This is a genomic window from Paraburkholderia caffeinilytica (assembly GCF_051027425.1).
In the GTDB taxonomy this organism is placed as follows: domain Bacteria; phylum Pseudomonadota; class Gammaproteobacteria; order Burkholderiales; family Burkholderiaceae; genus Paraburkholderia; species Paraburkholderia caffeinilytica_A.
Genome location: NZ_CP186553.1, coordinates 2091657 through 2116745 on the forward strand (window position 1 = coordinate 2091657; position 25089 = coordinate 2116745).

General features: G+C 63.8%; 16 protein-coding genes. 9 read left to right on the plus strand and 7 right to left on the minus strand.

Features of this window, described 5'->3' with window-relative positions:
• Positions 1–7: 7 nt before the first annotated feature.
• The 5 genes from ACOSV0_RS29820 to ACOSV0_RS29840 are packed head-to-tail and all read left to right on the plus strand — an operon-like array spanning position 8 to position 7764.
• On the plus strand, positions 8–664 hold the full coding sequence (locus ACOSV0_RS29820) for an urea amidolyase associated protein UAAP2 (RefSeq protein WP_434110752.1): 657 nt from the start codon (positions 8–10) through the stop codon (positions 662–664).
• A complete protein-coding gene (gene uca, locus ACOSV0_RS29825) occupies positions 661–4284 on the plus strand; it encodes an urea carboxylase (RefSeq protein ID WP_434110754.1) in 3624 nt (1207 codons plus the stop codon). Before ACOSV0_RS29820 ends, uca begins: the two co-directional genes overlap by 4 nt.
• Complete coding sequence (gene atzF / locus ACOSV0_RS29830) at positions 4281–5831, plus strand: allophanate hydrolase (protein ID WP_434110756.1); 1551 nt, start codon at positions 4281–4283, stop codon at positions 5829–5831. Before uca ends, atzF begins: the two co-directional genes overlap by 4 nt.
• A complete protein-coding gene (locus ACOSV0_RS29835) occupies positions 5818–6789 on the plus strand; it encodes an ABC transporter permease (protein WP_434110758.1) in 972 nt (323 codons plus the stop codon). The genes atzF and ACOSV0_RS29835 overlap by 14 nt, the downstream gene beginning before the upstream one ends.
• Before the next feature lie 60 nt (positions 6790–6849).
• The gene (locus ACOSV0_RS29840; RefSeq protein ID WP_434110759.1) at positions 6850–7764 is read left to right on the plus strand and encodes an ABC transporter ATP-binding protein; all 915 of its coding nucleotides are present in this window, start codon (positions 6850–6852) and stop codon (positions 7762–7764) included.
• Positions 7765–7798: 34 nt separating this feature from the next.
• Here the strand turns inward: ACOSV0_RS29840 and ACOSV0_RS29845 are convergent, their stop codons facing one another.
• Together ACOSV0_RS29845 and ACOSV0_RS29850 are read right to left on the minus strand one after the other, a co-directional pair.
• On the minus strand, positions 7799–9295 hold the full coding sequence (locus ACOSV0_RS29845; protein ID WP_434110760.1) for a M81 family metallopeptidase: 1497 nt from the start codon (positions 9293–9295) through the stop codon (positions 7799–7801).
• A gap of 153 nt (positions 9296–9448) precedes the next feature.
• Entirely contained in the window at positions 9449–10756 is a 1308-nt protein-coding gene (locus ACOSV0_RS29850) for an MFS transporter (RefSeq protein WP_434110762.1), read from the minus strand.
• Positions 10757–10977: 221 nt separating this feature from the next.
• Here ACOSV0_RS29850 and ACOSV0_RS29855 point away from each other — a divergent pair, with 221 nt between their 5' ends.
• The 3 genes from ACOSV0_RS29855 to ACOSV0_RS29865 all read left to right on the plus strand — a co-directional run bounded on the left by ACOSV0_RS29855 (position 10978) and on the right by ACOSV0_RS29865 (position 14267).
• Positions 10978–11901, plus strand: coding sequence for a LysR family transcriptional regulator (locus tag ACOSV0_RS29855; RefSeq protein WP_434110763.1), 924 nt, complete (start codon positions 10978–10980; stop codon positions 11899–11901).
• A 123-nt stretch (positions 11902–12024) separates the two neighbouring features.
• Positions 12025–12702 (plus strand): heavy metal response regulator transcription factor, encoded by a 678-nt coding sequence (locus tag ACOSV0_RS29860; protein WP_121325038.1) that lies wholly within the window; start codon positions 12025–12027, stop codon positions 12700–12702.
• A complete protein-coding gene (locus ACOSV0_RS29865; RefSeq protein ID WP_434110766.1) occupies positions 12702–14267 on the plus strand; it encodes a heavy metal sensor histidine kinase in 1566 nt (521 codons plus the stop codon). The genes ACOSV0_RS29860 and ACOSV0_RS29865 overlap by 1 nt, the downstream gene beginning before the upstream one ends.
• Here ACOSV0_RS29865 and ACOSV0_RS29870 read toward each other — a convergent pair.
• The 3 genes from ACOSV0_RS29870 to ACOSV0_RS29880 are packed head-to-tail and all read right to left on the minus strand — an operon-like array spanning position 14248 to position 20475.
• On the minus strand, positions 14248–15783 hold the full coding sequence (locus ACOSV0_RS29870; RefSeq protein ID WP_434110767.1) for an efflux transporter outer membrane subunit: 1536 nt from the start codon (positions 15781–15783) through the stop codon (positions 14248–14250). The genes ACOSV0_RS29865 and ACOSV0_RS29870 overlap by 20 nt on opposite strands.
• 26 nt (positions 15784–15809) lie before the next feature.
• Positions 15810–17210: an efflux RND transporter periplasmic adaptor subunit gene (locus ACOSV0_RS29875; protein WP_434110768.1), complete on the minus strand. Its 1401-nt coding sequence runs from the start codon at positions 17208–17210 to the stop codon at positions 15810–15812.
• A 19-nt stretch (positions 17211–17229) separates the two neighbouring features.
• Positions 17230–20475, minus strand: coding sequence for an efflux RND transporter permease subunit (locus ACOSV0_RS29880; protein ID WP_434110770.1), 3246 nt, complete (start codon positions 20473–20475; stop codon positions 17230–17232).
• Positions 20476–20786: 311 nt separating this feature from the next.
• On the opposite strand from ACOSV0_RS29880, the gene ACOSV0_RS29885 reads away from it, so the two are divergent.
• Entirely contained in the window at positions 20787–21077 is a 291-nt protein-coding gene (locus ACOSV0_RS29885) for a DUF4148 domain-containing protein (protein ID WP_434110771.1), read from the plus strand.
• 497 nt (positions 21078–21574) lie between these two features.
• Here ACOSV0_RS29885 and ACOSV0_RS29890 read toward each other — a convergent pair whose 3' ends face one another.
• Together ACOSV0_RS29890 and ACOSV0_RS29895 are read right to left on the minus strand one after the other, a co-directional pair.
• Positions 21575–22342: a hypothetical protein gene (locus ACOSV0_RS29890; protein ID WP_434110773.1), complete on the minus strand. Its 768-nt coding sequence runs from the start codon at positions 22340–22342 to the stop codon at positions 21575–21577.
• Between the two features lie 132 nt (positions 22343–22474).
• Positions 22475–24997: a TonB-dependent siderophore receptor gene (locus ACOSV0_RS29895; protein ID WP_434110774.1), complete on the minus strand. Its 2523-nt coding sequence runs from the start codon at positions 24995–24997 to the stop codon at positions 22475–22477.
• Positions 24998–25089: the final 92 nt, after the last annotated feature.

Here is a 25089-nt window from a genome sequence, read left to right on the forward strand (position 1 = left end):
ACCCGCGATGCCTATCGTCGAAAGCACACTCGATCTCCGTCATGCGGTCTACGACCTCACGCTGCCGTCCGGCGAGCCGTGGCTGCATGAAGTGAAGCGCGGACAACTGTTCCGCATTCTCGACCTGGAAGGCAATCAGGCCGTCGATACGCTGTTCTATAACAGCGCCGATCCGCTCGAACGCTATAGCGCGCAGGACACGATCCGCGCGCAACGCAATCTCTATCTGTCCGCCGGCAGCACGCTGATGTCGAACCTCGGTAAACCGATGCTGACCATCGTGGCGGATACGTGCGGACGCCACGATACGCTCGGCGGCGCTTGTGCGGCCGAAAGCAACACGGTCCGCTACGCGCTCGATAAACGCTACATGCATAGCTGCCGCGACAGCTTCCTGCATGCGATTACGCACTGCACGTGCGGCGTGGGCACGCAACTGGGCAAACGCGACATCGTCAGCAATATCAACTTCTTCATGAACGTGCCGGTCACGCCGCTCGGCAAACTGACCTTCGAAGACGGCATCTCGGCACCGGGCAAATACGTCGAAATGCGTGCCGAAATGGACGTCACGGTGCTGATCTCGAACTGCCCCCAGTTGAACAATCCATGCAACGGCTACAACCCGACGCCCGTACGGCTGACCATCTGGGATGCCCAATGAGATTCGATAAAGTCCTGATTGCCAATCGCGGTGAAATTGCCTGCCGCGTGATACGCACACTCAAACGCCTCGGCATTGCTTCGGTTGCGGTCTATTCGGAAGCCGATCGCCACGCCATGCATGTGATGCTGGCCGACGAAGCGATCTGTATCGGCCCGGCGGTGGCAGCCGGCAGCTATCTGAATAGCGCGGCGATTCTCGAGGCGGCGCGCGCGACCGGTGCGAAAGCCGTGCATCCCGGTTACGGTTTTCTCTCGGAAAATGCCGCTTTCGCGCAGGCCTGCGAAGACGCGGGCATCCGCTTCATAGGGCCGCGCCCCGAGCAGATGCGCGAGTTCGGCCTGAAACACACGGCCCGTGAAATCGCGCAAGCCAACGACGTCGCCTTGCTGCCGGGTACGGGCCTGCTGCCGGATGTGTCGGCTGCTTTAAGCGAGGCCGAATCGATCGGTTATCCGGTGATGCTGAAAAGCACCGCGGGCGGTGGCGGCATCGGCATGTCGCTGTGCCGCGACGCGGCGCAACTGGAAAGCGTGTTCGCATCGGTCGCGCGGCTCGGCGAGGCCAACTTCGCGAACGCGGGCGTCTACATCGAGAAGTTCGTCGAGAACGCGCGCCACATCGAAGTGCAGATTTTCGGCGACGGCCGCGGCGGCGTGATTGCGCTCGGCGAACGCGACTGCTCGGTGCAGCGGCGTAATCAGAAAGTGATCGAGGAGACACCCGCGCCGGGTCTGTCGCAAGCGGAACGCACGGCACTGCACGCGAGCGCCGTGCGCCTCGCTCAGGCCGTGAATTACGCATCCGCCGGCACCGTCGAATTCGTATTCGACGCCGACACGCGCCGCTTCTATTTCCTCGAAGTGAACACGCGGTTGCAGGTGGAGCATTGCGTCACGGAGGAGGTGACGGGCGTCGATCTGGTCGAATGGATGATTCGTCAGGCAGAGGGCGAGCTTGCACCGCTCGACACGCTGATTCCCACATCCACCGGCGCGAGCATCCAGGTCCGCCTGTACGCGGAAGATCCGCACAAGCAGTTTCAGCCGAGCGCGGGCGTGCTGACGCACGTGGCTTTCGCCGCCGACGCACGCGTGGACACCTGGGTCGATGCCGGCACCGAAGTCAGCGCGTTCTACGACCCGCTACTCGCGAAGATCATCGTCAAAGGCGCAACCCGCGATGCCGCGCTCGCCAGCTTGCGTGCCGCGCTGGCGCAAACCCAGTTGTACGGCATCGAGACGAACCTCGACTATCTGCGCGCCATCGCCGGTTCGGCGACTTTCGCGCGGGGTGAGCAAACGACCGCCTTCCTCACGCGCTTCGTATTCGCGCCGCACACCATCGACGTGCTCGACGGCGGCGTGCAGACCACCGTGCAGCAGACGCCTGGGCGAGTCGGTTACTGGGACATCGGCGTACCGCCGTCCGGCCCGATGGACGATCTGTCGTTCCGGCTCGCCAACGAGCTCCTCGGCAATCCGGCCGACGCGGCCGGGCTCGAATGCGCGATGGTCGGCGCGACGCTGCGCTTCAACACCGCGACGCTGTTCGTGCTGGGCGGCGCGCCGCTGGCCGCTACGCTCGACGGCCAGCCGGTCGCGCTCTGGCAGGTCACGCGCGCGGCGGCAGGTTCCGTGCTCAAGCTCGGCGGCGTGACCGGCGCCGGCATGCGCGCGTGCCTCGCGCTCAAGGGCGGCCTGCAGGTGCCGGACTATCTCGGCAGCAAGGCGACCTTCACGCTAGGTCAGTTCGGCGGCCACGCCGGGCGCGCCCTGCGCAAGGGGGACGTGCTGCATCTCGCCGCGGAAGCCGGCCGCGGCGAAGCCGGCGCGCAACTCGATCCCGCGCGCGTGCCGGTGCTGACACACGACTGGAGCCTTGGCGTGCTCGACGGCCCGCACGGCGCGCCGGATTTTTTCACGCCCGACGACATCGCCATGCTGTACGGCACGCGCTGGGCGGTCCACTACAACTCCAGCCGCACCGGCGTCCGGCTGATCGGCCCGAAGCCGCAATGGGCGCGCACGGACGGCGGCGAGGCGGGGCTGCATCCGTCGAATATTCACGACAATGCGTATGCGGTCGGCGCGGTCGATTTCACCGGCGACATGCCGGTCATTCTCGGTCCGGACGGTCCGAGCCTCGGCGGTTTCGTCTGTCCGGTGACCGTGGTGAGCGACGAGTTGTGGAAGCTGGGGCAATTGCGGCCGGGGGATACGGTTCGCTTCGAGCCTGTAAGCGCACAACCGTCGCTGAAGGCATCTGCCAGCTCCTCGGCGAGCGCGAATCTCGATGCTCACGATTGCGTTCTCTACAGCGATTCATCGGCAGGCGAGGGCACAGGCGTGGTCTACCGCCGTTCGGGCGATCAGAACGTGCTGGTCGAATATGGTCCGCTCATGCTCGACCTGAACCTGCGCTTTCGCGTGCATGCGTTGATGAACTGGCTCGACGCCCACCGGCTGCCCGGCATTGTCGATCTCACACCGGGCATCCGTTCGCTGCAGGTGCACTTCGACCCGCGCACGCTGCCGCTCGATATCTTGCTGGCGCATCTTCAACACGCCGAGCGCGAATTGCCCGCCGTCGACGCCATGCGCGTGCCGAACCGTATCGTGCATCTGCCGCTGTCATGGGACGACCCGTCGACGCGGATCGCAATCGAACGCTATATGCAATCGGTGCGGCCCGATGCGCCTTGGTGTCCGAGCAATATCGAGTTCATTCGCCGGATCAACGGCCTCGATAGCATCGACGAGGTGAAGCGCATCGTGTTCGATGCCCGCTATCTGGTGATGGGTCTCGGCGACGTCTATCTCGGCGCGCCGGTGGCGACGCCGCTCGATCCGCGCCACCGGCTCGTCACCACCAAATACAACCCGGCGCGCACGTGGACGCCGGAAAACGCGGTGGGGATCGGCGGCGCTTATCTGTGCGTGTACGGCATGGAAGGGCCGGGCGGCTATCAGTTTGTCGGCCGCACCGTGCAGATGTGGAACCGCTATCGCACCACGCGTGAATTCGAAGCCGGCAAACCGTGGCTGCTGCGGTTTTTCGACGAGATCCGTTTCTACGAAGTGAGCGAAACCGAGCTCGCCGAGTTGCGCGCCGACTTCGTCGCGGGCCGCGCGAGTCTGAAAATCGAGGAGTCGGTGTTCGACCTCGGCGCCTACAACCGCTTCCTGCAGGACGAAGCCGAATCGATTGCCCGATTCAAGAACGCGCAGCAGGCGGCTTTCGACGAGGAGCGAGAACGCTGGGCTGCAGCCGGCCACGCGGAGTACGTCGGCGAACCGGGCAGCGACGCGGGTCCGGCTGCCGGCAACGGGGCGGACGACGCGCTGGCGGCCGGCCAGCAGAGCATCGTCGCCGATGTGTCGGGCAGCGTCTGGAAACTGCTCGTTAGCGAAGGCGAGCGCGTCAGCGAAGGGCAGGTGGTGGCGATCGTGGAATCGATGAAGATGGAAGTGTCCGTCGCCGTCGCGGAAGACGGCGTGATCGAAACGATCGATTGTGCGGCCGGCGCGGCCGTTGTCGCGGGTCAGCGGTTGATGGTGCTGCGGGTGTCGGGTGCAGGCGTTGCCGCCGGCGCCACAGAGGAGGCTACGTGCAAATGAAACAACACGACGATCTGTTCGAATCGATGTCGATTGCAGCGCTGCAGGCGCGCTACCGCGATGGCAGCCTCACGCCGGCGCAGGTGGTCGAAGCGATTGCTGCGCATACCTCGGGAGACGATCCCCATCACGCGTGGATTCGTCCGTTGAGCCGCGACGAGATGATGCGCTACGTCGATGCACTCGCGGGCCGCGAGATCGACGCGCTGCCGCTCTACGGCATTCCGTTCGCGATCAAGGACAACATCGATCTGGCCGGTATTCCGACGACGGCCGCGTGTCCGGCCTATGCCTACACGCCGAGCCAAAGCGCGGCGGTCGTGCAACGTCTGATTGCAGCCGGTGCGATTCCTGTCGGCAAGACCAATCTCGACCAGTTCGCCACCGGCTTGTCCGGACAGCGTTCGCCGCATGGCGCCTGCCGCAATGCGCTCGATCCGCGTTATGCGTCCGGGGGCTCCAGCTCCGGTTCGGCGGTGTCGGTTGCGCTCGGCCTCGCGGCATTTGCGCTGGGCACCGACACGGCCGGCTCGGGTCGCGTGCCGGCTGCGTTTCATGGCCTGATCGGACTCAAGCCGACCAAGGGCGTGCTGAGTACGCTCGGCGTGGTGCCGGCCTGCAAGTCGCTCGATTGTGTGTCGATCTTCGCGCGCTCGGCGAACGATGCACAGCGCGTGTTCGAGGTGGCGCGCGGCGTCGCGGAAGCGGACCCGTACGCGCGGGTGTTTGAGCCGCCGGTGCAGGCGCAACCGCACGCGTTGCTGCAGTCGCCGTCGCATGCACTTGATCCGATGACAGCGTCTGCTTCACAACCATCGCTGCACGGCGTGCGCTTCGGCGTGCCGCGCGCGCAGCAGCTCGAATTTTTCGGCGACACCTCGTACGCGCTGGCCTTCGACGCCGCCCTGACACGCTTGCGTGAAGCCGGCGCCGAACTGATCGAGATCGACTTCGAGCCGTTCCTGGTCACCGCACGGCTGTTATACGAGGGACCGTGGGTTGCGGAGCGGCTCGCCGCGCTCCGCGAGTTCGTCGAAACGCAGCCGGACGCGTTGCATCCGGTGATCCGCGAGATCATTGGCGGCGCCGCGCGTTGGAGCGCGGCGGATGTGTTCGCCGCCTTCGATCGCCTTGCCGTCCTGCGCATGCAGGCCGGTCAGGTGTGGCAGCAGATCGATGCGATCGTCACGCCCACCTCGGCCACGACCGCCACGGTCGATCAACTGGAGGCGGACCCGATTCGCGTCAACTCGCGCTTCGGCTACTACACGAACTTCGTCAATCTGCTCGACCTGTCGGCGCTTGCCGTACCGGCGGGTATCTGCGCGAGCGGTGTGCATGCTGGCTTGCCGTTCGGCGTGACCTTCGTCGGTCGCGCGCACGAGGATCTGATGCTGCTCGATCTGGCGCGCGCGTGGCTCGGCGAAGCGGCATGCGAGCAGAGCCTGGCGTCGGCGGGTGCAAGGTCCACAAACGCTGCGGAGAACACAGGCGGCGACCGTGACACAACCGAACTTTGCCTCGGAGAATCCCATGACGGTCATTAACCGAAGCGACTGGTTCGCGGTGCGCCGCGAACTCTCGGTGCGCGGCAAGTGGCTGCTGGGCGCCGGCTCGTTCCTGCTGCCGCTGCTCGTGTGGTGCATCGTCAGCTATGTGCCGTTTGTCTGGCATCCGCAGGTGCTGATCGACAGCCCAGGCAGCGTCGATTATTTCCAGCCGGGCATGCGGCTCGACAAGGCCGTTTTCGCCGACGAACTGAGCCACGCGCGGGCGAACCACACCCCCTTGCCGACGGGCGAGCCGGTCAATCCGGTGTACCTGCCCGCGCCGCACGAAGTCCTGCGCGCGTTCTACACCGCGTTCACGACACCGCCCGCATCGCGCGACGGCGTATGGTTGCATCAAAGCCTGTGGCATAGCATTCAGGTGATCTTCTGGGGCTTTGTGCTGTCGTCATTGATCGGCGTGCCGATCGGCATTGTGTGCGGTACGTATAGTGCGATTGCGCGGCTGCAGGAGCCGTTTTTCGAGTTCTTCCGCTACTTGCCGGCGCCCGCGTTCGGCGCGCTGATGGTGGCGATCCTCGGCATTTACGACGGCCCCAAGATCGCCATTATCGTGATCGGCACGCTGTTCCAGCAGGTGCTGATCGTGGCGAACACCACGCGCAAGCTGGAGTACGGCCTCTTCGAAGCCGCGATGACACTCGGCACGAAGAAGCTCAAGCTGCTCAGCCATGTGGTGATTCCCGGCATCCTGCCGGACCTGTACCGCGATCAGCGCATTCTGCTCGGCTGGGCGTGGACCTATCTGATCGTGGCGGAACTGGTCGGCACCAGCTCCGGCATCACGTGGTACATCACGCAGCAGGCTCGCTATGAGCATTTCGACAACGTCTACGCGGCGATCATGATGATCGGGATCATCGGGCTGGGCACCGACCTCGTGCTGGCCTGGCTCGGCCGCAAGCTGTTTCCGTGGGACCGTACGCTCAAAGCGTAGCGGCCTGGTTCATACCACGGCTCATGGCAGCCCACCGCACCGCATTCAAAGGATTCCATCATGTTAAATCCGCAACCGATTCCGTCGTACCTTATCCAGTCCGAGGCGGTGCGCGAGCGTTTCGACCGTCTGAAGTCGCGCGAAGTGATCCTGGAAGTTCGCGATCTCGGCAAGCGTTTTCAAGGCGCGCACGGAGAGTGCACCGCGCTGAACGGCATCAGCTTCAAGACGCACCGGCGCGAGTTCGTCTGCGTCATCGGACCGTCGGGCTGCGGCAAGTCCACCTTGATCCGCATTCTCGCGGGCCTCGAGCGGCAGACGAGCGGCAGCGTGCTGCTCGACGGCAAGCCGGTGGAGGGGCCCGGCGCCGATCGCGGCATGGTGTTTCAGGGCTACACGCTGTTTCCATGGCTGACGGTCAAGAAAAACGTCATGTTCGGCTTGAAGATGAACGGCCACAGCAGCCTGCACGCCGAACGCGAGGCGCTGCAGTGGCTCGATCTGGTCGGCCTGACGAAGTTCGCCAATGCGTATCCTCATCAATTGTCCGGCGGCATGAAGCAGCGCGTGGCGATCGCGCGCGCGCTCGCGAACCGGCCGCGTATTCTGTTGATGGACGAGCCGTTCGGCGCGCTCGATGCGCAGACGCGCGCGAAGATGCAAACGCATTTGCTCGATATCTGGCGCAACATCGACGTCACCGTGCTGTTCATCACGCACGATCTCGACGAAGCGATTTTTCTCGCCGACCGCATTCTGGTGCTGAAAGCCAATCCCGGCGAGGTGCAGGAATTGATCGAGGTGCCGGTGCCGCGTCCGCGCGATTATTCGCAAGTCACGTCGGCGGAATTTCTTGCTACCAAGGCGCGGCTCGAAGCGCTGATTCATCCGCCCACGGCCGCCGTCGATGAGGAAGACGATGCCGTCAAACCCCATATGATCCGGATGGTGGACGTGGCGGATAACGTCGAGTGAAGGTGGCCGGCGCACTCGGCCTGTGTAGCTGGACCTAGCCGGCGAACGGCGCGCCCATCGGTCGCGTGCGGATGCCGGGCGTGAGCCGCGTCCATGGCAAGTCGCCCGGATCCGCGGTCATCGGACCCGGCGCCTTGGCGACCAGCACGGCGTGCGCAATCGGTTCGAAGTCGGCCCGAAAATGCACCGAGCTCTTGTTCACGAGTATTTTCATCTGCTCCGGTTCGATGCCCGCGACCCGATACAGATTGCGGTCGAGCATCTGCGCCTTGGTCGAACTCACCGCAATCCGCACGCCGCCGATTTTCAGGCAGGCGACGGGTCCGAGATTCACCTGCATGCCGTGCATCATCGGCCCGTCGTAGCGGCAACGGCCATCGGACAGCGCCACGACCTCGAAGCGTCCCGCAAACGGCGTGTCGCCCGGTACGTTCGAGCGGCCGCCGAGCGCCAACGCGAGCGTGGCGCCCACACCCGCCGCGTGTGCTTGCGCGGCCGCTTCCGGATCCCAGATCAGGCCGAGTGCGGCATCTTGTGCGCCTCCGGCCAGCAACGCGCGCAGCATGCCGGTCGTGTTCGAATCTGCACCCGCGCCGGGATTGTCCTGCGTGTCCGCAATCACCACGGGTTTCTGCGCCGTGGCGCTCAGGCGTATCGCCTCGACGACGGCAGCTTCGGGGGATAGAAACGGCACGGCCCATAAGGACTCGTCGCGCAACATGGTGTCGTAGAGTGCGTCGACGGCTGTGCGCGCCGCAGTCGCGTTGTCGCCGTAGCCCCAGATAACCGGGCCGCACTCGGGAAAATCGGCAGCCGGAAAGCCTGGCGCGAACGACAGCGAGACGACCTGATCTTTTTCCAGCGCGCCGAGTGTCCCGTACAGCGAGCGAGCCGGTTCGAGCAGCGTGCACATGCCGTTGATCGGGATCAGAAACGGCAAGCGGCGCGCGGCGCGCACGAGCGGCTTGTGCTTGTCCAGCAAACGCGCGAGCAGGCGCTCGGCCCGTGCCCCTGTCGCCGCCATGTCAACGTGCGGATAGGTACGGTAGGCGACCAACGCATCCGCGCTTGCGAGCATGCGCTCGGTCACGTTCGCATGAAGGTCGAGCGAGGCGACGATCGGCACGGACGCACCGACTTTCGCCCGCAACCGCGCGAGCAGTTCGCCTTCGCCGTCGTCCACATGCTGCGCGACCATCGCGCCGTGCAGGTCGAGATAGATGGCATCGAAACCGCCTGCGCCGGCTGCCGCGACGATCTCGCCGGCAATCCGCTCGTAGGCGTCTTCGGTGACTTGCGCGGATGGGCTGGCGGCGGTCCAGATCACCGGCATCAACGTATGTCCGTGCTGCTCGCTCGCACGGATAAAGCCGCCGATCGGCAGATTGACGTCGCGCAGCGCGAGCACGGCGTCGCCGTGCGTCATGGCCGGGTGGCCCTCACCGCGCACGAAGCTGTCGTAGGTCGCGGGCGACGGCGCAAAGGTATTGGTCTCGTGCTGGAAGCCAGCAATCAGGATCTTGAATGCCAAGTTAATGTTCTCCGTTGAAGAAGCCGGCGCACACGGGCGCGCCGGCATGTCCGTTGAGTCGGTTCATTCAGGCTGGTCACGCAGATCGGTGACTCAGTTTGGTCGCTGAGTCAGCTCATTGAGTCAGCTCGTTGAGTCACGCGAACCGGCATGTCAGACCCGGCGAGCCTGCACGGCGCCCGGTGCAGGCAGGCGGTTCACGAGCAGCAGAATTGCCCCAAGCGCAAGCAGCCCGACCATCACGTACAGGCCGGCTTGCAGGCTGCCCGTCGCCGTCTTGGCCCAACCGATGATCGTAGGGCTCAGAAAGCCGCCCAACAGGCCGATGGTGTTGATCAGCGCAATGCCGCCGGCAGCCGAATCGCCTTTCAGATAAGCGGACGGAATGGCCCAGAAGACGGTGTAGGAGACCCACATCATCGCCGTGGCGACCGTCATGAAAAGCAGCGACAACACGAGATGTCCGTTCGCAAGCGTCGCGACGGCCAGCGCCGCCGCACCGATGAGCGCCGGCGCCGCGCTGTGCCAACGCCGTTCGCCGTGGCGATCCGAACTGCGTCCTCCGAGATACATGCCGATCACCGCGGCCATGTAGGGAATCGTCGAATAAAGGCCGATCTGCATCGTGTCGGTCACGCCGTCGGCCTTGAGAATGGTCGGCAGCCAGAAGTTGACCGTATAGATGCCGCAGATCACGCAGAAATACGCGATCGCCATCAGGTACACGCGTGGATCGCGGGCAATCTGGCCAAACGAGTGATGCGCCGCGGGCGGTGCGCCCAGCCCACTGTCGAGCACGCGCTTGTCGTCGGCGGAGAGCCACTTCGCGTCGGCGGGGCGATCGACCAGAAAGAACCACGCGACCACACCGAGCACGATGCACGGCAGTCCTTCGACCAGAAACATCCATTGCCAGCCGGCGAGTCCGTAGGCGCCCGCAAAGGCCGTCATAACCCACGTCGACAGCGGGCCGCCCACCACGCCGCTGAGCGGCCCGGCGATCATCACGGTCGCGATCGCGCGCGCCATGCGCGCTTCGCCGTACCAGTAGGTCAGGTAAAAGATCATCCCGGGCGCGAAGCCGGCTTCGAATACGCCGAGCAGAAAGCGCAGGCCGTAAAACATCGGCACGTTGTGGACGAATAGCATCGACGCGGACGTGAGGCCCCACAGCACCAGAATGCGGCTGATCGTCTTGCGTGCACCCACTTTCGGCAGCAGCAGATTGCTCGGCACTTCGAACAGCACGTAGCCGAGAAAGAAGATGCCCGCGCCGACGCCATAGACCGCATCGGAAAAACCCAGATCGCTTTGCATCTGCAGTTTCGCGAAGCCGATGTTGAGCCGGTCGAGGCATGCAAACAGATAGCAGATGAGCAGGAACGGCAACAAACGCCAGTTGAGCCGGCTGTAAAGCGCCGTTGCCTCGTCGGCACTCGGATTCGATGGAATAGCGGACACGGACAGCCTCCAGGGGAACGGTTGCGAACGGCGGATAGGAAACGACTACGTGACGGCTGTGTTGCGATTTCTCTTGATGGGGTACCGGGGCGATAGTCGGCAACCAATAACTGGATAGCAAGAGCAACTAAAGTGAAGTAATGTTGCTCATTAGGCAACGTTCAACGACATCGCGAATGAGCAATGCGCGCCGTCAAAGGCAAAAGCAAAGGAACCAGACGATGCGGGAAATCAACCAGCGCCGCTTGCGCTATTTCCATGAAGTACTCGCGCACGGCTCGATTCGCGGCGCGGCAGACCGGCTGAACACGGCGGCTTCGGTGATCACACGGCAAATCAGGCTGCTGGAGGAGGAGATCGGCGCGCCGCTGTTCGAGCGCCAGGCGCGCGGCGTTTCGCCCACCGAGGCGGCGCAGCATCTGATCGAATTCTGGCGCGGCTGCCAGGCGCAGCAGGAGCAGTTCGAACAGCGCTTACAGGCGCTCCATGGGCTGCAGCAGGGGCATGTCAGGCTGGCGATCAGTGAGGGCTATATCGACGGCCTGATGGACGAGGTGCTGACCGACTTCTGCGCCCGCTATCCGAAGCTCGACATCACGGTCGACACGCTGCCGGTCAACGACGTGGTGAGCGAAGTCGTCGAAGGTCATGCTCATATCGGGCTCGCGTATAACCCGCCGAGCGACTCGCATATCGAGTACCGGGCAACCTCGCCGCAGCCCGTGGTGCTGCTCGTGCACGCCGGGCATCCACTGGCGGTGCGCGGCGGGCCGGTCAGCGTCGACGAGATGCTCCAGTGTCCGCTCGCGCTGATGCCGCCGGCGTTCGGTCTCGGGCAGGCCGTGCAGATGCTCGCCTTCGCCGAAAACGTGCAGATCCGCGCGACGCTCACCACCAATTCGCTTACGGTGTTGAAATGCTTCGTCAAGAAGGGCAACGGGGCGACGCTGATCGGCAGCTTCGCGGCGATGCACGAAATCGCGGCGGGCGAACTCGTTGCGTTGCCGATCGAGCATCCGCTGTTTGCCTCAGCGAAGGCCCGGATACTGGTGCGAGCCGGCCGGCCGCTGGCCACCGCCGCAGATGAGTTGCTGCGCTGGATGCTGGAGAGGATGTCGATGTTCAACGGTACGGCGGCGGCTTAAACGTGGCCTTTCTGCGAGCGGGCCAGGATGGCCACTGTTCGCCGCCGACATTACCGGATCGTAATCATCACACGCCCCGCTTGCCGGTATGATTTGAGAATCAAGCACAGCGGAGCACTCCCCATGCGAATCCTGGTGATCGAGGACGAGCTCAAAACAGCGGCTTATCTGAAGAAAGGCCTCGAAGAATCCGGCTACGCGGTCGACGTCGCGAACGACGGTCCACAAGGACTGATCCTCGCGCAGGAAGAAGAATATGACGTGATCGTGCTCGACGTAATGCTGCCCGGCATGGACGGCTGGACCATCGTCAAGACCTTGCGCAGCACGCGGACCACGCCGGTGCTGTTCCTCACGGCTCGCGACGACGTCGACGACCGCGTGCGCGGCCTTGAACTCGGCGCGGACGATTACCTGGTCAAGCCCTTCGCCTTCGTCGAATTGCTGGCCCGGGTGCGTACGCTGGCGCGCCGTGGCCCGCCGCGCGAAAGCGAGCTGATCAAGGTGGGCGATCTGGAAATGGACGTCAACCGGCGGCGCGTGAAACGCGGTGGCACGCGTATCGATCTCACGCCGCGCGAGTTTTCGCTGCTGCAATTGCTGGCGCGCCGTCAGGGCGAAGTGCTGAGCCGCACGCAGATCGCATCCTATGTGTGGGATATGAATTTCGACAGCGACACCAATGTCGTCGAAGTCGCGATCCGCCGGCTGCGCACCAAGATCGACGATAACTTTCCCGTCAAGCTGATTCATACGGTGCGCGGCGTCGGCTATGTGCTCGAATTGAAGGACGCCGCCTGATGCGCGGCCGTTCGCTCGCCGCGACGCTCGCGCTTGCATTCGGCGTCACCACGCTCGCGGTTTTCGTGCTCGTCGGGAGTTTTCTGTACCTTGCGCTGGAGAAGCAGATCAAGGCGCAGGACGATCTCGACATCGTGCTCGCCGCACGCCACGCACGGCGGCTCGCGGAGGAACTCGATACCTCGAAAGGCATCCGCGAACATAGCGAACGGTTGGCCAGCACCGTGTTCGGCAATGAAGCGATGTCGATGGAGGTGTTCAGTCCGGATGGACGCATGGCGATCGAACACAACGCCGGAGAGACATTCCCGGCGCCAGCCGGCACGGCAGGTGGCACGGCGTCTACCGCATCACATGCGCCTGCTGCTTCCGCGGCACTCGATGCGGCAAGCGATCCCAGCGATCCCAGCGATGCCGGCGAAACCGCCGAAGCCGGCGGCGTCGAGACGATCGCCGCGTTGCCGCCGCTCACACGCATTCCCGCTGCGGCGCGCATTACCGACGCGGATATCGGCGCCTGGACCGGCCGCAATGGCGTGCCGATTCGCGGCATTCTCGCGGACGCGCGGCTGCGTGACGGCGACACGGCGACCCTGCTGATCGCGCGCAACATGAACGACCGCTGGCGACTGCTCGACCGCTATCGCGACAAGCTCGAAATCGCCGTTGCGGCCGGCGTGATCCTCGCGATGCTGCTGAGCTATCTGCTGATTCGCGCGGCTATGCGGCCGTTGCGCGATATCGCGGCGAGTGCGGGGCGCGTCACGGTCAACCGTCTGAATACGCGCATCACCGTGGCGCGTGTGCCGGGCGAACTCGAAGCCCTGGTGGCATCGCTGAATGCCATGCTTGAACGCGTCGATCACGGCTTTCAGCGGCTCTCGCGTTTCACCGCCGACCTCGCGCACGATATGCGCACGCCGCTTGGCAACATGCGCGGCGCCGCCGAAGTCGCGCTCGCCCGGCCGCGTTCCATTGACGAGTACGAGTCGCTGCTCGCGTCGAATCTCGAAGAGTGCGATCGCCTGTCGCGCATGATCGAAAACGTGCTGTTTCTCGCGCGCGCCGAACATCCGCAGTTCGTCAAACACATGCGCGAGTTCGATGCCGTGCAGGAATTGACGCGGATTGCCGAATACTTCGAAGGAATCGCCGACGACGCAAACGTCAAGGTGCAGGTGACGGGTGCTGCGACCCTGACGGCGGATCTTGAACTGTTTCGCCGTGCCGTCAGCAATCTGCTCGCCAATGCAATCCGCTATACGCCGCGCGGCGGCGAGATCGCGCTGGATGCCCGCGCATCGGCCGGCGAGGTGCGCGTCACCGTGTCGAACCAGGGGCAGCCGATCGCCGCCGAGCATCTCGAACGGATCTTCGACCGTTTCTATCGAATCGATCCGTCGCGCAGTTCCTTGCCTTCATCCGGCTCGTCGCAAGGGTCCACCGGTTCGACGGGGCTTGGGCTGGCCATCGTCCGCACGATCATGGAATTGCATGGCGGCACGGTGCATGCCGAGAGCGACGCGCGGAGTACGCGCTTCGTCCTTACGTTCCGGCGGGTTTAGCGGTTGAAAGAGCGGTTGACTGAGTGGCCGATTGAACGGTTGACTGAGCGGTTGATTGAGTGGCCGACTGCGCGGCGCGGTCGCCTTGACCCTCCCACGTCCCGCCCAGCGCCTTCAACAGCAACACACTCGACTCCAACTGCCGCGCGGCAATCTGATCTGCCGTGCGCTGGTTCGTCAACGCAATCGTCTGCGCCGTCACCACGTCGAGATAACTCACTGCGCCCGCGTTGAAGCGGTTTGTGGTGAGTCGCAACGACAGATCCGCGGCCGTGGTTGCGCGCTGCTGGCTGGCGGCTTCGTCGGCGAGCGAATGCAGGGCGGACAGGTTGTCCTCGACCTGCTGGAAGGCCACCAGCACCGATTGCCTGTAATCCGCCACCGCGCCGTCGTACTGCGCCGTCGCGCCATGCAGGCTGGCCGTACGCTTGCCGCCGTCGAACAACGTGCCGACAAGCTGCGGACCGAGCGACCAGAACAGACTCGGCGCACTGAGCCACGGCGCGAAGAAGGTGCTTTCCAGCCCCGCGCTCGCAGACAGCACCAGGTCCGGGAAAAACGCTGCATGCGCCTCGCCGATCTGCGCATTCGCCGACGCCACGCGCCGCTCGGCGGCCGCGATGTCGGGACGCCGTTCGAGCAGTTGCGACGGCACGCCGACGGGAATCGCCGGCGGCGTCGCAGCGGAGCCATCCGGCGGCAGCGTGAAGGTCGAAGCCGGCTCGCCGACCAGCGTCGCAATCGCGTGCTGCATCTGCGCGCGCGTGACATCGATGTCGGTATCTTGCGTGCGCGTCGCTTCGAGTTGGGTGGTGGCCTGAGCGACCGCGGAGGCATCGATAGCGCCGTCTTTCAGTTGCTGCTGCAGGAGTTTCAAGGCGGCGGCGTAGGCGGTCACGCTGTCGTCGAGCAGCTTCTTTTGCGTGTCGAGCGAGCGCAGGGAGAAATAGTCGACGGCGAGGTCGGCGCTCATGGAAAGACGCACGGCTTCGAGGTCCGCTTCGCTCGCCTCAGCATCGGCCTTCGCACCGGTCACGCTATCGCTTACGCGGCCGAACAGATCCGGCTCCCAACTCGCGGACACGCCCGCTGAATAATCCGGCACGGTTTTGCCCGCGAGCGATTTCCCTTCGACGTTCTGCGAGGTCCGGAAGCGCTGCTGCGCAGCACCTGCGGTGATGGTCGGGAAGAAACCGGCACGCTGATAATCCACCATCGAACGCGCTTGCTGCACTTGAGCAACCGCCTTGCGCACGGTCTGGTTCGAGACGTCGACGCGCGCTTCGAGTTGATTCAGCACCGGATCGTTGAAGATCGTCCACCATGGGCCGCGCGGCACGGTGTCGGCGGGGGCGGCTTGAGCCCAGCCGGGCGACGCGCCTGCGTATTGCGCGGGGATATCTGCGGTGGGGCGCTGGTACGGCGGCAATGTCGAGCAGGCGCTCAGCAGCGCGCCGATCAGCGTGGCGGCAATGGAACGGCGCAGCAAGGAGCGCGAAGGAGGCAGTGTGAACATCGGCAATTCCTTTCGATGACAGGCGCTCAGCCGTGTGCGGCCGGCGCGATCTGCACGGCCTGACCGGTGCTTAGCGAATCGCCGGGGTTGTCGATCACGCGGTCGGTGGCCGCGAGGCCCGTGGTGATCTCCACATGCGTGCCGAAATCGCGGCCGATGTGCACCGTCTTGAGCACCGCACGGCCGTTGCCGTCGACCACGGCGACCGTCACGCCATCCGGCCGGAAAAGCAGGGCGCTGACCGGCAGATCGAGCGCGGGGGTGGTCGACTGCAACTGCAGATGCACCTGCACATAGGCGCCGGGCATCAACGCACCGTCCTTGTTATCGACGTCGATCTCCACGCGCAACGTGCGGCTCGTCGGATCGATCGAGCCGGTTGTGCGCGCCACCCTGGCTGCGATCTGCCGCCCGGGATATTGCTGCGCGCTCAGATACACGCCGGTATTGGGCGTGACGTAGGGCGCGTCGTTCTGCGGCACGTCGACGAACACGCGCAGCACGCCGGTCTGCTGGATATGAAACAGTTCGCCCGACATACCCGGCGTGCCGGGCGTACCGCCCGCCGTTACCAGTGACCCGACATCGACGTTGCGCACGGTGATCGTGCCGTCGAACGGCGCGGTGATTTTCTCGTACGACACCAGCTCGGCCAGATGCGCGACGTTGGCCTGCGCCGACGCCAGCATCGCGCGGCGCGCTTCCATGTCGCTGACCTTCGTATCCGCATCCTGTTGCGCGACCGATTGGGTTTTCAGCATCTCCTGCCAGCGCTGCGCGGTGGTCTTCGCGAAGTCGAAGTTGGCTTGCGCGGTAGCTTCGTCGGCGCGGGCCTGGCGCAGTTGGGCGTCCAGATCGGGGGCGTCGATCGTGGCGAGTGTCTGGCCGCTTTTCACCTTGGCACCGATATCGGTGTTCCAGTGCGCCAGGTAGCCGCTTGTGCGCGCATAGATCGATGCTTCGGCGAACGGCGTCACCGCGCCAGGCAGCAGCAACTCGTTGACGGCCGGCGCGGGGCGTGGCGTGACTACTGAAACGCTGAGCATGCTTTGCGCTTGCGTCTGTTGCGTCAGCGCGGCGCTGGCGTGCAGACGCGGCACGATGCCGACGATCAGTAAGGCTGCTGCGAGGCCGGCCAAGGCGAACGGCCACACGGGGCGGCGTGGTTTCTGGCTTGCACTCGTGTCGGCCGAGCGTGCGATTCCGGCAGTGTCGGCGGAGCGGGTGGTTGCTGTAGCGGCGTGCGGATGGTCTGCCTTGTCGCCCGCGGGCTGAGCGGATGGAGCGGCATGCACAGTCTCAGTTGAATGCGCAGTGTCGGAGGCGTTGACCGCTTCGTCGACCTTGGCAGCCTCGGTGGCTTGATCGGCCTCGACAGCCGGTTCAGATCTATCGCCGAGGTCCGGCGGAAGTGATGGATTGTTCATGAGCTAGTTCTCGTCGGAGTCAAAGTGTGCGGGCGGGAACGCGGGATTCCTGTGCGGCGGTGCGAGCCGCGCGGCGTTTGTCGAGCCACGCATGCACCATCCCGTAGACGACCGGAACGAACAGCAAGGTCGACACCGTGCCGAGCGCGAGGCCACCGATCACGGCGCGGCCAAGCGGCGCGTTCTGTTCGCCGCCGTCGCCGAGGCCGAGCGCCATCGGCAGCATGCCGATCAGCATGGCGAGCGCGGTCATCAGCACGGGACGGAAGCGGCTGAAACCTGCTTCGAGCGCGGCCTGCAGCGGCGGCTTGCCGCCGTGGTGGAATTCACGCGCGGTGTTGATCACAAGAATGCTGTTGGCCGTGGCAATGCCAATACACAGAATGGTGCCGGTCAGTGCCGACACGCTCAGGGTCGTGCCCGTGCTGAACAGCATCCACGCGATGCCCGCGAGCGAGCCCGGCAGGCCGCTGATGATGATGAACGGATCGAGCCACGATTGAAAATTGACGACCATCAGCAGATAGACGAGGCCGATCGCGAACACGAGGCCGCTTGCGAGACCGCTGAACGAGTCGTGCATCGCCTGCACCTGGCCGCGCACCACGATCGACGCGCCCGGCGGCAATTGCGGCCGGATCTGATCGACGAGCCGGTTCACGTCGGCCGCCACGCCCCCGAGGTCGCGCCCTTGCGCCGACGCGAAAATATCGAGCACCGGCTGCACGTTGTAATGCGAGACGACGGCTTGCTGGGTGGCGCGCGTCAGCGTGCTCATCGCGCCAAGCAGGTTCTGTGGAGCGGGGCCGTTGCCGTTGCCAGCAGTGGACGCGTTCGTTGCGCCGGCTCCCGCGCTGCCGCTCTGCGCGACTGGGATATTCGCCAGCGCCTGCAATGAATTGATGTCGTATTGCGGCATCATCGCCATCAACGGATAGCTGACGCCGTTGCTCGGATCGAGCCAGAAATTCGGCGTAGTCTGCGAGCTGCCCGACAGCGCGATCAGCAGGTTCTGCGACACGTCGCGTTGCAACAGACCCGCCTGAATTGCCCGCGTACGGTCGACGTTCACGTTGATCGCGGGTTCGTCGCCCGGTTGCTGGATGCGCGCATCGACGAGGCCGCGCACACCGCGCAGTTGAGCGAGCAAGCGGTTCGCCACCACGCGATTGGCGGCGAGCTTGTTGCCCACGATCTGGATATCGATCGGCGCCGGCAGGCCGAAGTTGAGAATCTGGCTGACGATATCGGCGGGCAGGAAGGCAAACGTGACGCCGGGGAAATCTTTCGCGAGCGTGGTGCGCAGCGTCGCCACATAGGCGGCAGTGGGCTTGTGTCCGGCTGCGAGCGTGATCATCACGTCGGCGTCTTCGGGGCCGATCGGGTCGGACGAATCGTAGGTCAAGTTGATGCCGCTCACCGGCACGCCGATGTTGTCGAGCATCGCCGCGAGTTCCTGCTTCGGGATCACGCTGCGCACTTTGGCTTCGACTTCATCGGTGATGCGTGCGGTATCTTCGATACGGGTGCCGGTCGGCGCACGCAGATGCAGGCGAATTTCGCCGGTATCGACAGCAGGGAAGAAGTCGCGGCCGGAGAATGGCACCAGCGCGAGCGAGCCGATACACAGCGCGAGGAAAATGACGATGAAACGGCGTGGACTCGCAATTGCTCGGGCAAGCACGCCGCGATAGCCTTCGCGCAAGCGTTCGAAGCGATGTTCAAAGGCAGCCTGGAAGCGGATCAGCCGTGCAATCGGGCCATTGCCCGTGACCGGTGTGTTGCTGCGCGCGCGCATCAGGTACATCGCGAGCGTCGGCACCAGCGTACGCGAGAAGAAGTACGACGCGATCATCGCGAATACCACGGCTTCGGCGAGCGGCACGAACAGATAGCGCGCCACGCCGGAAAGCAGGAACATCGGCACGAACACGATGCAGATCGACAGGGTCGAAACAAAAGTCGGCACCGCGATTTCGCCCGAGCCGTTCAGAATCGCGTCGTGCAGCGGCTCGCCGTTTTCCAGATGGTGTGTGATGTTTTCGATCGCGACGGTGGCATCGTCGACGAGAATCCCCACGGCGAGCGCGAGGCCGCCGAGCGTCATGATGTTGATGGTCTGGCCGAGCGCGGACAGCGCGATCAGTGACGTCAGCACCGCGAGCGGAATCGACACCGCAATGATCAGCGTGGCGCGCCAGCTGCCGAGAAACAGCAGGATCATCAGCGCAGTCAGGGCAGCGGCGATCACGGCCTCGCGCGCCACGCCCACTACCGCCGACTTCACGAACACCGATTGATCCGACAGCGCGGTGATATGCAGCGCGCTCGGCAAACCGGCTGCGATATGCGGCAGCATCGCCTTGACCTGCTGGATGATGGTCAAGGTGGACGTGCTGCCGGATTTTTCGATGGTGAGGAGCGCGGCGCGTTTGCCGTCGCTGCGCACGATGTTGGTTTGCGGCGCGTAACCGTCGCGCACATGGGCCACGTCGCGCACATACACCACGCCGCCGGCTACCGTCTTGATCGGCAGGTTGTTCAGCGCGGCCACCGTGCCGGTGCTGCCGTTCATCTGCACGTTGTATTCCTTCGTGCCGATCTTGGCGGTGCCGCCCGGCAGAATCAGGTTCTGCGCGTTGACGGCGTTGACCACGTCGAGCGGGGAAAGACCTTTGGCCTGGAGTGCGCGCGGATCGATATCGACCATGATCTGGCGAACCTTGCCGCCGAACGGCAGCGGCACCGAGGCGCCTTGCACCGTCGCCAGTTGCGTGCGGATCTGGCTGTTGCCGAGGTCGTAGAGCTGCTGTTCGGACAGCGTGTCGCTGGAAAGGCCGAGTTGCAGGATCGGCACCGTCGACGCGTTATACGTGATGATGTTCGGCGGCAGCGTACCAGGCGGCAGCACGCGCAGGATCGATGCGGAATTGGAAGCCGCCTCGGCAATCGCGCGATTGATGTCCGCGCCCGGGTGGAAAAAGATCTTCACTACGGAGACGCCGTTCAGCGATTGCGACTCGATGTGCTCGATATCGTCGACGTCGGAGGTCAGCGCGCGCTCGTAGTTCGAGGTGATGCGATTGGCCATGTCCTGGGCGGAAAAGCCGTTATACGTCCAGACGATGCTGACCACCGGGATGTCGATGTTCGGAAAGATATCGGTGGGCGTGCGCAGTATCGCGAGCGGGCCAACGATAAAGATCAACACCGCGAGAACCACGAATGTATATGGGCGGCGCAGCGCGAGCTTGACGATCCACATGACGGTTTCCTGAAGAGAGGCAGAGGGAAGCGGGCGGTTTTTGATGCGCCGGGTGGCGCGGGGCGCGGGCTTCTTCGTGAGTCAGGAGTGTGGAGGGTTGGCCCTTACGGGCTGTGGTCCGCTACATTACCGTTCTGTTATCTGGGGGTTGGGGTTGGGTTTGGGTTCAAGTGCGGCGCGGTGCGGAGATAACAAAACGGTAATCTTCAGGTCAGTGCTCCGACAGGTGAAATGACAAGAATAGAAAGCGTGGTTCAGGCCACTCGTTTCTTACTCGTCATCGTCGTCATCATCCTCATCGGAGAAACATCATGAAACTGCTTACCGCTATTGCTGTTGCTGCGCTTAGTCTGCCGTTTGGCGCTAATGCCTTTGCTCAATCTAATCCGTCAGGGTTGACGCGCGCCGATGTCATCGCGCAGTTGCAGCAAGCCCAGGCTCAAGGGGTTGTGCCGACTTCGAATAGTGACTATCCGCCTTCGGCGAGAGAGATTGCGCGGAATCGGGAGATTTATGCGATTCAGCATGGGGGGGAGGGGGCCGCGAAGACGGCTGCGGCTTCGTCCTCGTCCTCGTCCTCGTCTCCGTCTTCTTCTGATTGATGCTGGTGGTGTGGTTTGCCTACGGCGTTGGGGTTTGCTTGGGTTTTGGTCTTTTCTTGGTCTGGATTTTTGGCCTTTTCTTGATTTGTTCTTGGTCTGTTTTTTTGGCCTTTCCTTGAATTCTTGTCGGTATATTGGTGTTCGCCCCTGTGCGGGGCAGGCACCTACTTTTCTTTGCATGCCGCAAAGAAAAGTAGGCAAAAGAAAGCGGCTCACACCGCTAACTCTTAAGCGGGTCCCCCGCACAGTCGCGGTAGTGGTGCATCTGGAATCTGTGTTCTCGCACACTCCGCGTTTGTGACCAAGCAGTCATACCTCCGGCGGCGCTGCGCGCGCCGAAGGGTATTTCATGCACGGGTTTGCGCAACGCGCAGCCTGTTGTTGTGTTTTCTTGTCAGCGCTCTGCTTGTCGCGGTGGGTGCGTTGTCGTATTGCCGCGTTGTCGTGTCTCCGTGTCTCCGTGTCTCCGTGTCTCCGTGTCTCCGTCTGATTTTTTCTCAGCTTGCTCCTGCCGTCCAGTCTACGGCGGCGTCGAATAAGCTGTTTCCCGCCGGGGAGAGGTTCCCGAATGTGTCGTTGTTCAGGAAGAACATCACGCGTCGGGCCGGTGCCAGCGATTCGTAATCCATCGTGGCGCCTTTCTCGTATGCGAAAATCGCCGCCTTTTCCGGTTGGCCGTACAAGGTCGCAATCGTCGTTGCGCCAAGCCCTGGTTTGCCCCAGCTCATCGCTGCCTGCTTTCCATATACGTTTGTTACGCCTGCGGGTAAGCCAGCCGCGATCGGGTGGGGGGCGTTGACCAGCCAGAGGTAACGCTCTTTCTCCGCTTCGCCAAAATCGACGTCGTGGCGCTTGCCCGTCATCGCGAAGTCGTCAAGTAAATCGTTTTCCCATGTCAGCAACGGTTTGGGCAAATAGCGCCAGCCGGCTGCCACCTGTTTGGATGAGACCGTCGATGAAATGATCACGAGATCGGCGTCGCCAATCGCCTCGGGTGGTTGTGCCTGATCCAGCATCCGCACGCTGTAACCGCGTGCGTCCAGATGGGCCGCGATCTTCTGGTCGACAGCCAGGTTCGGTCCGCTCAGTTGCACAACCATGACGACTTTTTTGCCGGCGCGTGGCGCGGTCGATGCGGCGCGCGCAGCCGGTGTCGTGACAGCCAGCAGCGCGCCGAGGCCCGCTGCCGCGGTCAGGAATGTGCGGCGCTTCGGTGCGGGTGCTGAACTCTTTTCGTTTTCTGAGCCTTGATTTTGACGCTTCATGACGATTTCCGTCCCGTGTTGATCAGTTGAGGGCGTGTATCTCGTGTATCTCGTGTATCTCGTGTATCTCGTGTATCTCGTGTATCTCGTGTATCTCGTGTGATTCGTGTGATTCGTGTGATTCGGTATGACTTAGAACTCGAGTGTCGACAGCAAGGAAACCTGACGCGCGTCGCCGACCGATACGAAGTATTTGTTCACGCTCGACGGGTAGTAGGTCTTGTTGAACAGGTTCTTCACGTTGAGCTGGAACGACAGGTGCCGGTTGCCGAGTTTGGTGTCGTACGTGGCGAAGGCGTCGGCGACGGTGTAGGCGGGCAGCGTGAAGCTGTTGGCCGAATCGCCCGGGCGTACGCCGACGTAATGCGCGCCGGCGCCAACGCGCAGTTGGTCGCCGCCGAAGATCGTGCCGAAGTCGTACACCGCCGCGAGCGATGCCGTGTTCTGCGGCGCGTTCCACAGGCGCTTGCCGGCATAGAGCGGATCCTCAGTGGTCTTCGCGTCGATGTACGCGTAGCTCGCTATCACGCTCCAGTGCTGGCCGATCTGACCGGCTACGTCGAGCTCGACGCCGCGCGAACGCGCCTTGCCGGCCGTGCGCCAGTCGGTCTGCTTGGTGGTGTCGTTGTACTGCTGCACCAGCACGTTCTTCTTGTCGATATTGAAGATCGCCAGCGTGCCGGTCAGGCCGGCCGGCATCGCTACCTTGGCGCCGAGTTCCCAGGAGGTCGCTTCCTCAGGCTGTACCGATGAGTCGATCACCACGCCGGAGGCGAGCGGTGCGATCGTGGAGGTCGGTTTGAGCGACTGCGTATAGCTGCCGTACAGCGACACGGTGTCGGTCCATTTGTAAACCACGCCCGCGCGCGGCAGCCATTTCGTGCCGTTGATGTCCGTGTTGACGACGAACGGCCGGCCCTTTCCCGCAATCTGGTTGTAGCTCAGGAACCGCGCGCCGCCGATCAGAATCCACTTGTCGGTGAGATGCAAACTGTCCTGGAAGAACAGCGAGCGGTCGTGTAGCGTGTCGGTCTGGTCGCTGTCGCTTGCCGATACGGTGGTCGACGGACTTTCCAGACCGTAGACCGGATTGAAATAGTTAAACGAATATTTCGTGGCCTGGCGCAGCAGGTCCTTGCGATAGATGCGGCGGTATTCGTCGTCGACACCGACCTGCAGATCGTTGCGCAAACCGGCAATGTCGAAATGGCCGTCCACATAGGCGATCGCGTAGCTGTCCGTACTGAGCGCACCGTGCGTGGCATCGTTGCTGCGCGACACGGCGCCGGTGGTGCTGTTAATGCCTTGCACGCGCAACTGGCCCGCGTCGTAGGTCTCGCGGTTATAGCTGTAGCCGAAATGCGCCTTCCAGTTGGCGTTGATCTGATGGTCGACGCTGATCTGCGCGAGGTTCGATTCGCCGTCCATTTCGTTGGACGGTTCGTCGAGACGTTCGCGGCTCGAAATGGCGAGCGGTTTGTTGGTCTTCGGGTCGAGCGCCGTGCCGCGGTCAAACGGATAGAGAAACTTGCGATATTCGTACGACACCACGACCTGGGTATCGCGTCCGTACCACGCGAGCGAGGGCGCCACGAGCGTCTCGCGATGTTCGCCGAAGTTGCGCCAATATTGCTCGTCGGTCTGATCGACAACCAGCCGGTAGGCGAGGCCGGAATCACCGATCGGGCCGGTCGTGTCGAGCGTCGCGCCGGCTCCATTGCGGCCGTGTCCATAGGTCGAGCCGAGCACGGAGATCGCGTGATAGGGTTGCAGCAAGGGCTGCTTGCTCACCACGTTGACCACGCCGCCCGGGTCCATGATCCCGTATAACAACGAAGTCGGACCTTTGAGCACTTCGACGCTGTCGGCGGCCGCGTTCAGCGCGCGTCCCTGCACGAGCGGCATGCCGTTGTGCATGATCGAGCCGTCGCGATTGCCGCCAAAACCTCGCTTGAGCAAGGTGTCCTGCGTACCGGCCAGCGTATTGCCTTGCACGATGCCGCTCACGTTCGCGAGCGCGTCGTCCAGATTGCGCGGACGCTGGTCGTGCAATACCTGGGCCGGCACGATGTTGACGGCCTGGGCCGTGTCCAGCACCGGCGTATCCGAACGCGTCACCACTGCATCGACGGGCGGCCGGTAACTGCCGGCTTTCACCATGGTCGAGCTGACGGTCACGGCGGGGAGGGTGGCGCCCTCCGTGCTGCTGCCGTCCGCTGCAGATTCGGCATGTTGCACGAGCGTGTAACTACCGTTGGACTGTTGCACCGCGACGAGCCCCGTTCCGCGCAGGATTCGATCGAAGCCTTGCTGCACGTCGTAGTCACCATGCAGGCCTTCGCTCGTACGCCCAGCCGTCAGTGCCGCGGGGAACGACAGCAGCAGCCCGCTCTCGCGCCCGAAGCGATTGAGCGCCGCTTCGAGCGGGCCGGCCGGAATGTCGTAGCTCTTGCGCGCCGACGCCGCCGCGGCGGACGGCGCATCGGCTGCCAGCGCCACGTTGCATGGCAGTCCCGCCGAGATCAGCGCAGCCGCTGCGAGATGCCGCGCGAAGTGTGCCGGCTGCCGCGCGCGCAACGCGCCACGAGTGCCGCGACCGCGGCTGCCGCTTTTACCGGTACCGGTAACGGCACTGGTCTTTCGATACTGTCCCATGTTCAAAGCTCGCTGGAAGGTAGACGATGTGTTGCTCTCATCTCCCTTGTCACGCGAGATTCGAAAACAGCTCACAACAAACGAAAAAAATT

What these genes read in the sequence shown, in the direction of transcription:
- ACOSV0_RS29820 (WP_434110752.1), top strand. Translation starts at nt 8, where the DNA reads ATGCCTATCGTCGAAAGCACACTCGATCTCCGTCATGCGGTCTACGAC.
- uca (WP_434110754.1), top strand. Translation starts at nt 661, where the DNA reads ATGAGATTCGATAAAGTCCTGATTGCCAATCGCGGTGAAATTGCCTGC.
- atzF (WP_434110756.1), top strand. Translation starts at nt 4,281, where the DNA reads ATGAAACAACACGACGATCTGTTCGAATCGATGTCGATTGCAGCGCTG.
- ACOSV0_RS29835 (WP_434110758.1), top strand. Translation starts at nt 5,818, where the DNA reads ATGACGGTCATTAACCGAAGCGACTGGTTCGCGGTGCGCCGCGAACTC.
- ACOSV0_RS29840 (WP_434110759.1), top strand. Translation starts at nt 6,850, where the DNA reads ATGTTAAATCCGCAACCGATTCCGTCGTACCTTATCCAGTCCGAGGCG.
- ACOSV0_RS29855 (WP_434110763.1), top strand. Translation starts at nt 10,978, where the DNA reads ATGCGGGAAATCAACCAGCGCCGCTTGCGCTATTTCCATGAAGTACTC.
- ACOSV0_RS29860 (WP_121325038.1), top strand. Translation starts at nt 12,025, where the DNA reads ATGCGAATCCTGGTGATCGAGGACGAGCTCAAAACAGCGGCTTATCTG.
- ACOSV0_RS29865 (WP_434110766.1), top strand. Translation starts at nt 12,702, where the DNA reads ATGCGCGGCCGTTCGCTCGCCGCGACGCTCGCGCTTGCATTCGGCGTC.
- ACOSV0_RS29870 (WP_434110767.1), bottom strand. Translation starts at nt 15,783, where the DNA reads ATGTTCACACTGCCTCCTTCGCGCTCCTTGCTGCGCCGTTCCATTGCC.
- ACOSV0_RS29875 (WP_434110768.1), bottom strand. Translation starts at nt 17,210, where the DNA reads ATGAACAATCCATCACTTCCGCCGGACCTCGGCGATAGATCTGAACCG.
- ACOSV0_RS29880 (WP_434110770.1), bottom strand. Translation starts at nt 20,475, where the DNA reads ATGTGGATCGTCAAGCTCGCGCTGCGCCGCCCATATACATTCGTGGTT.
- ACOSV0_RS29885 (WP_434110771.1), top strand. Translation starts at nt 20,787, where the DNA reads ATGAAACTGCTTACCGCTATTGCTGTTGCTGCGCTTAGTCTGCCGTTT.
- ACOSV0_RS29890 (WP_434110773.1), bottom strand. Translation starts at nt 22,342, where the DNA reads ATGAAGCGTCAAAATCAAGGCTCAGAAAACGAAAAGAGTTCAGCACCC.
- ACOSV0_RS29895 (WP_434110774.1), bottom strand. Translation starts at nt 24,997, where the DNA reads ATGGGACAGTATCGAAAGACCAGTGCCGTTACCGGTACCGGTAAAAGC.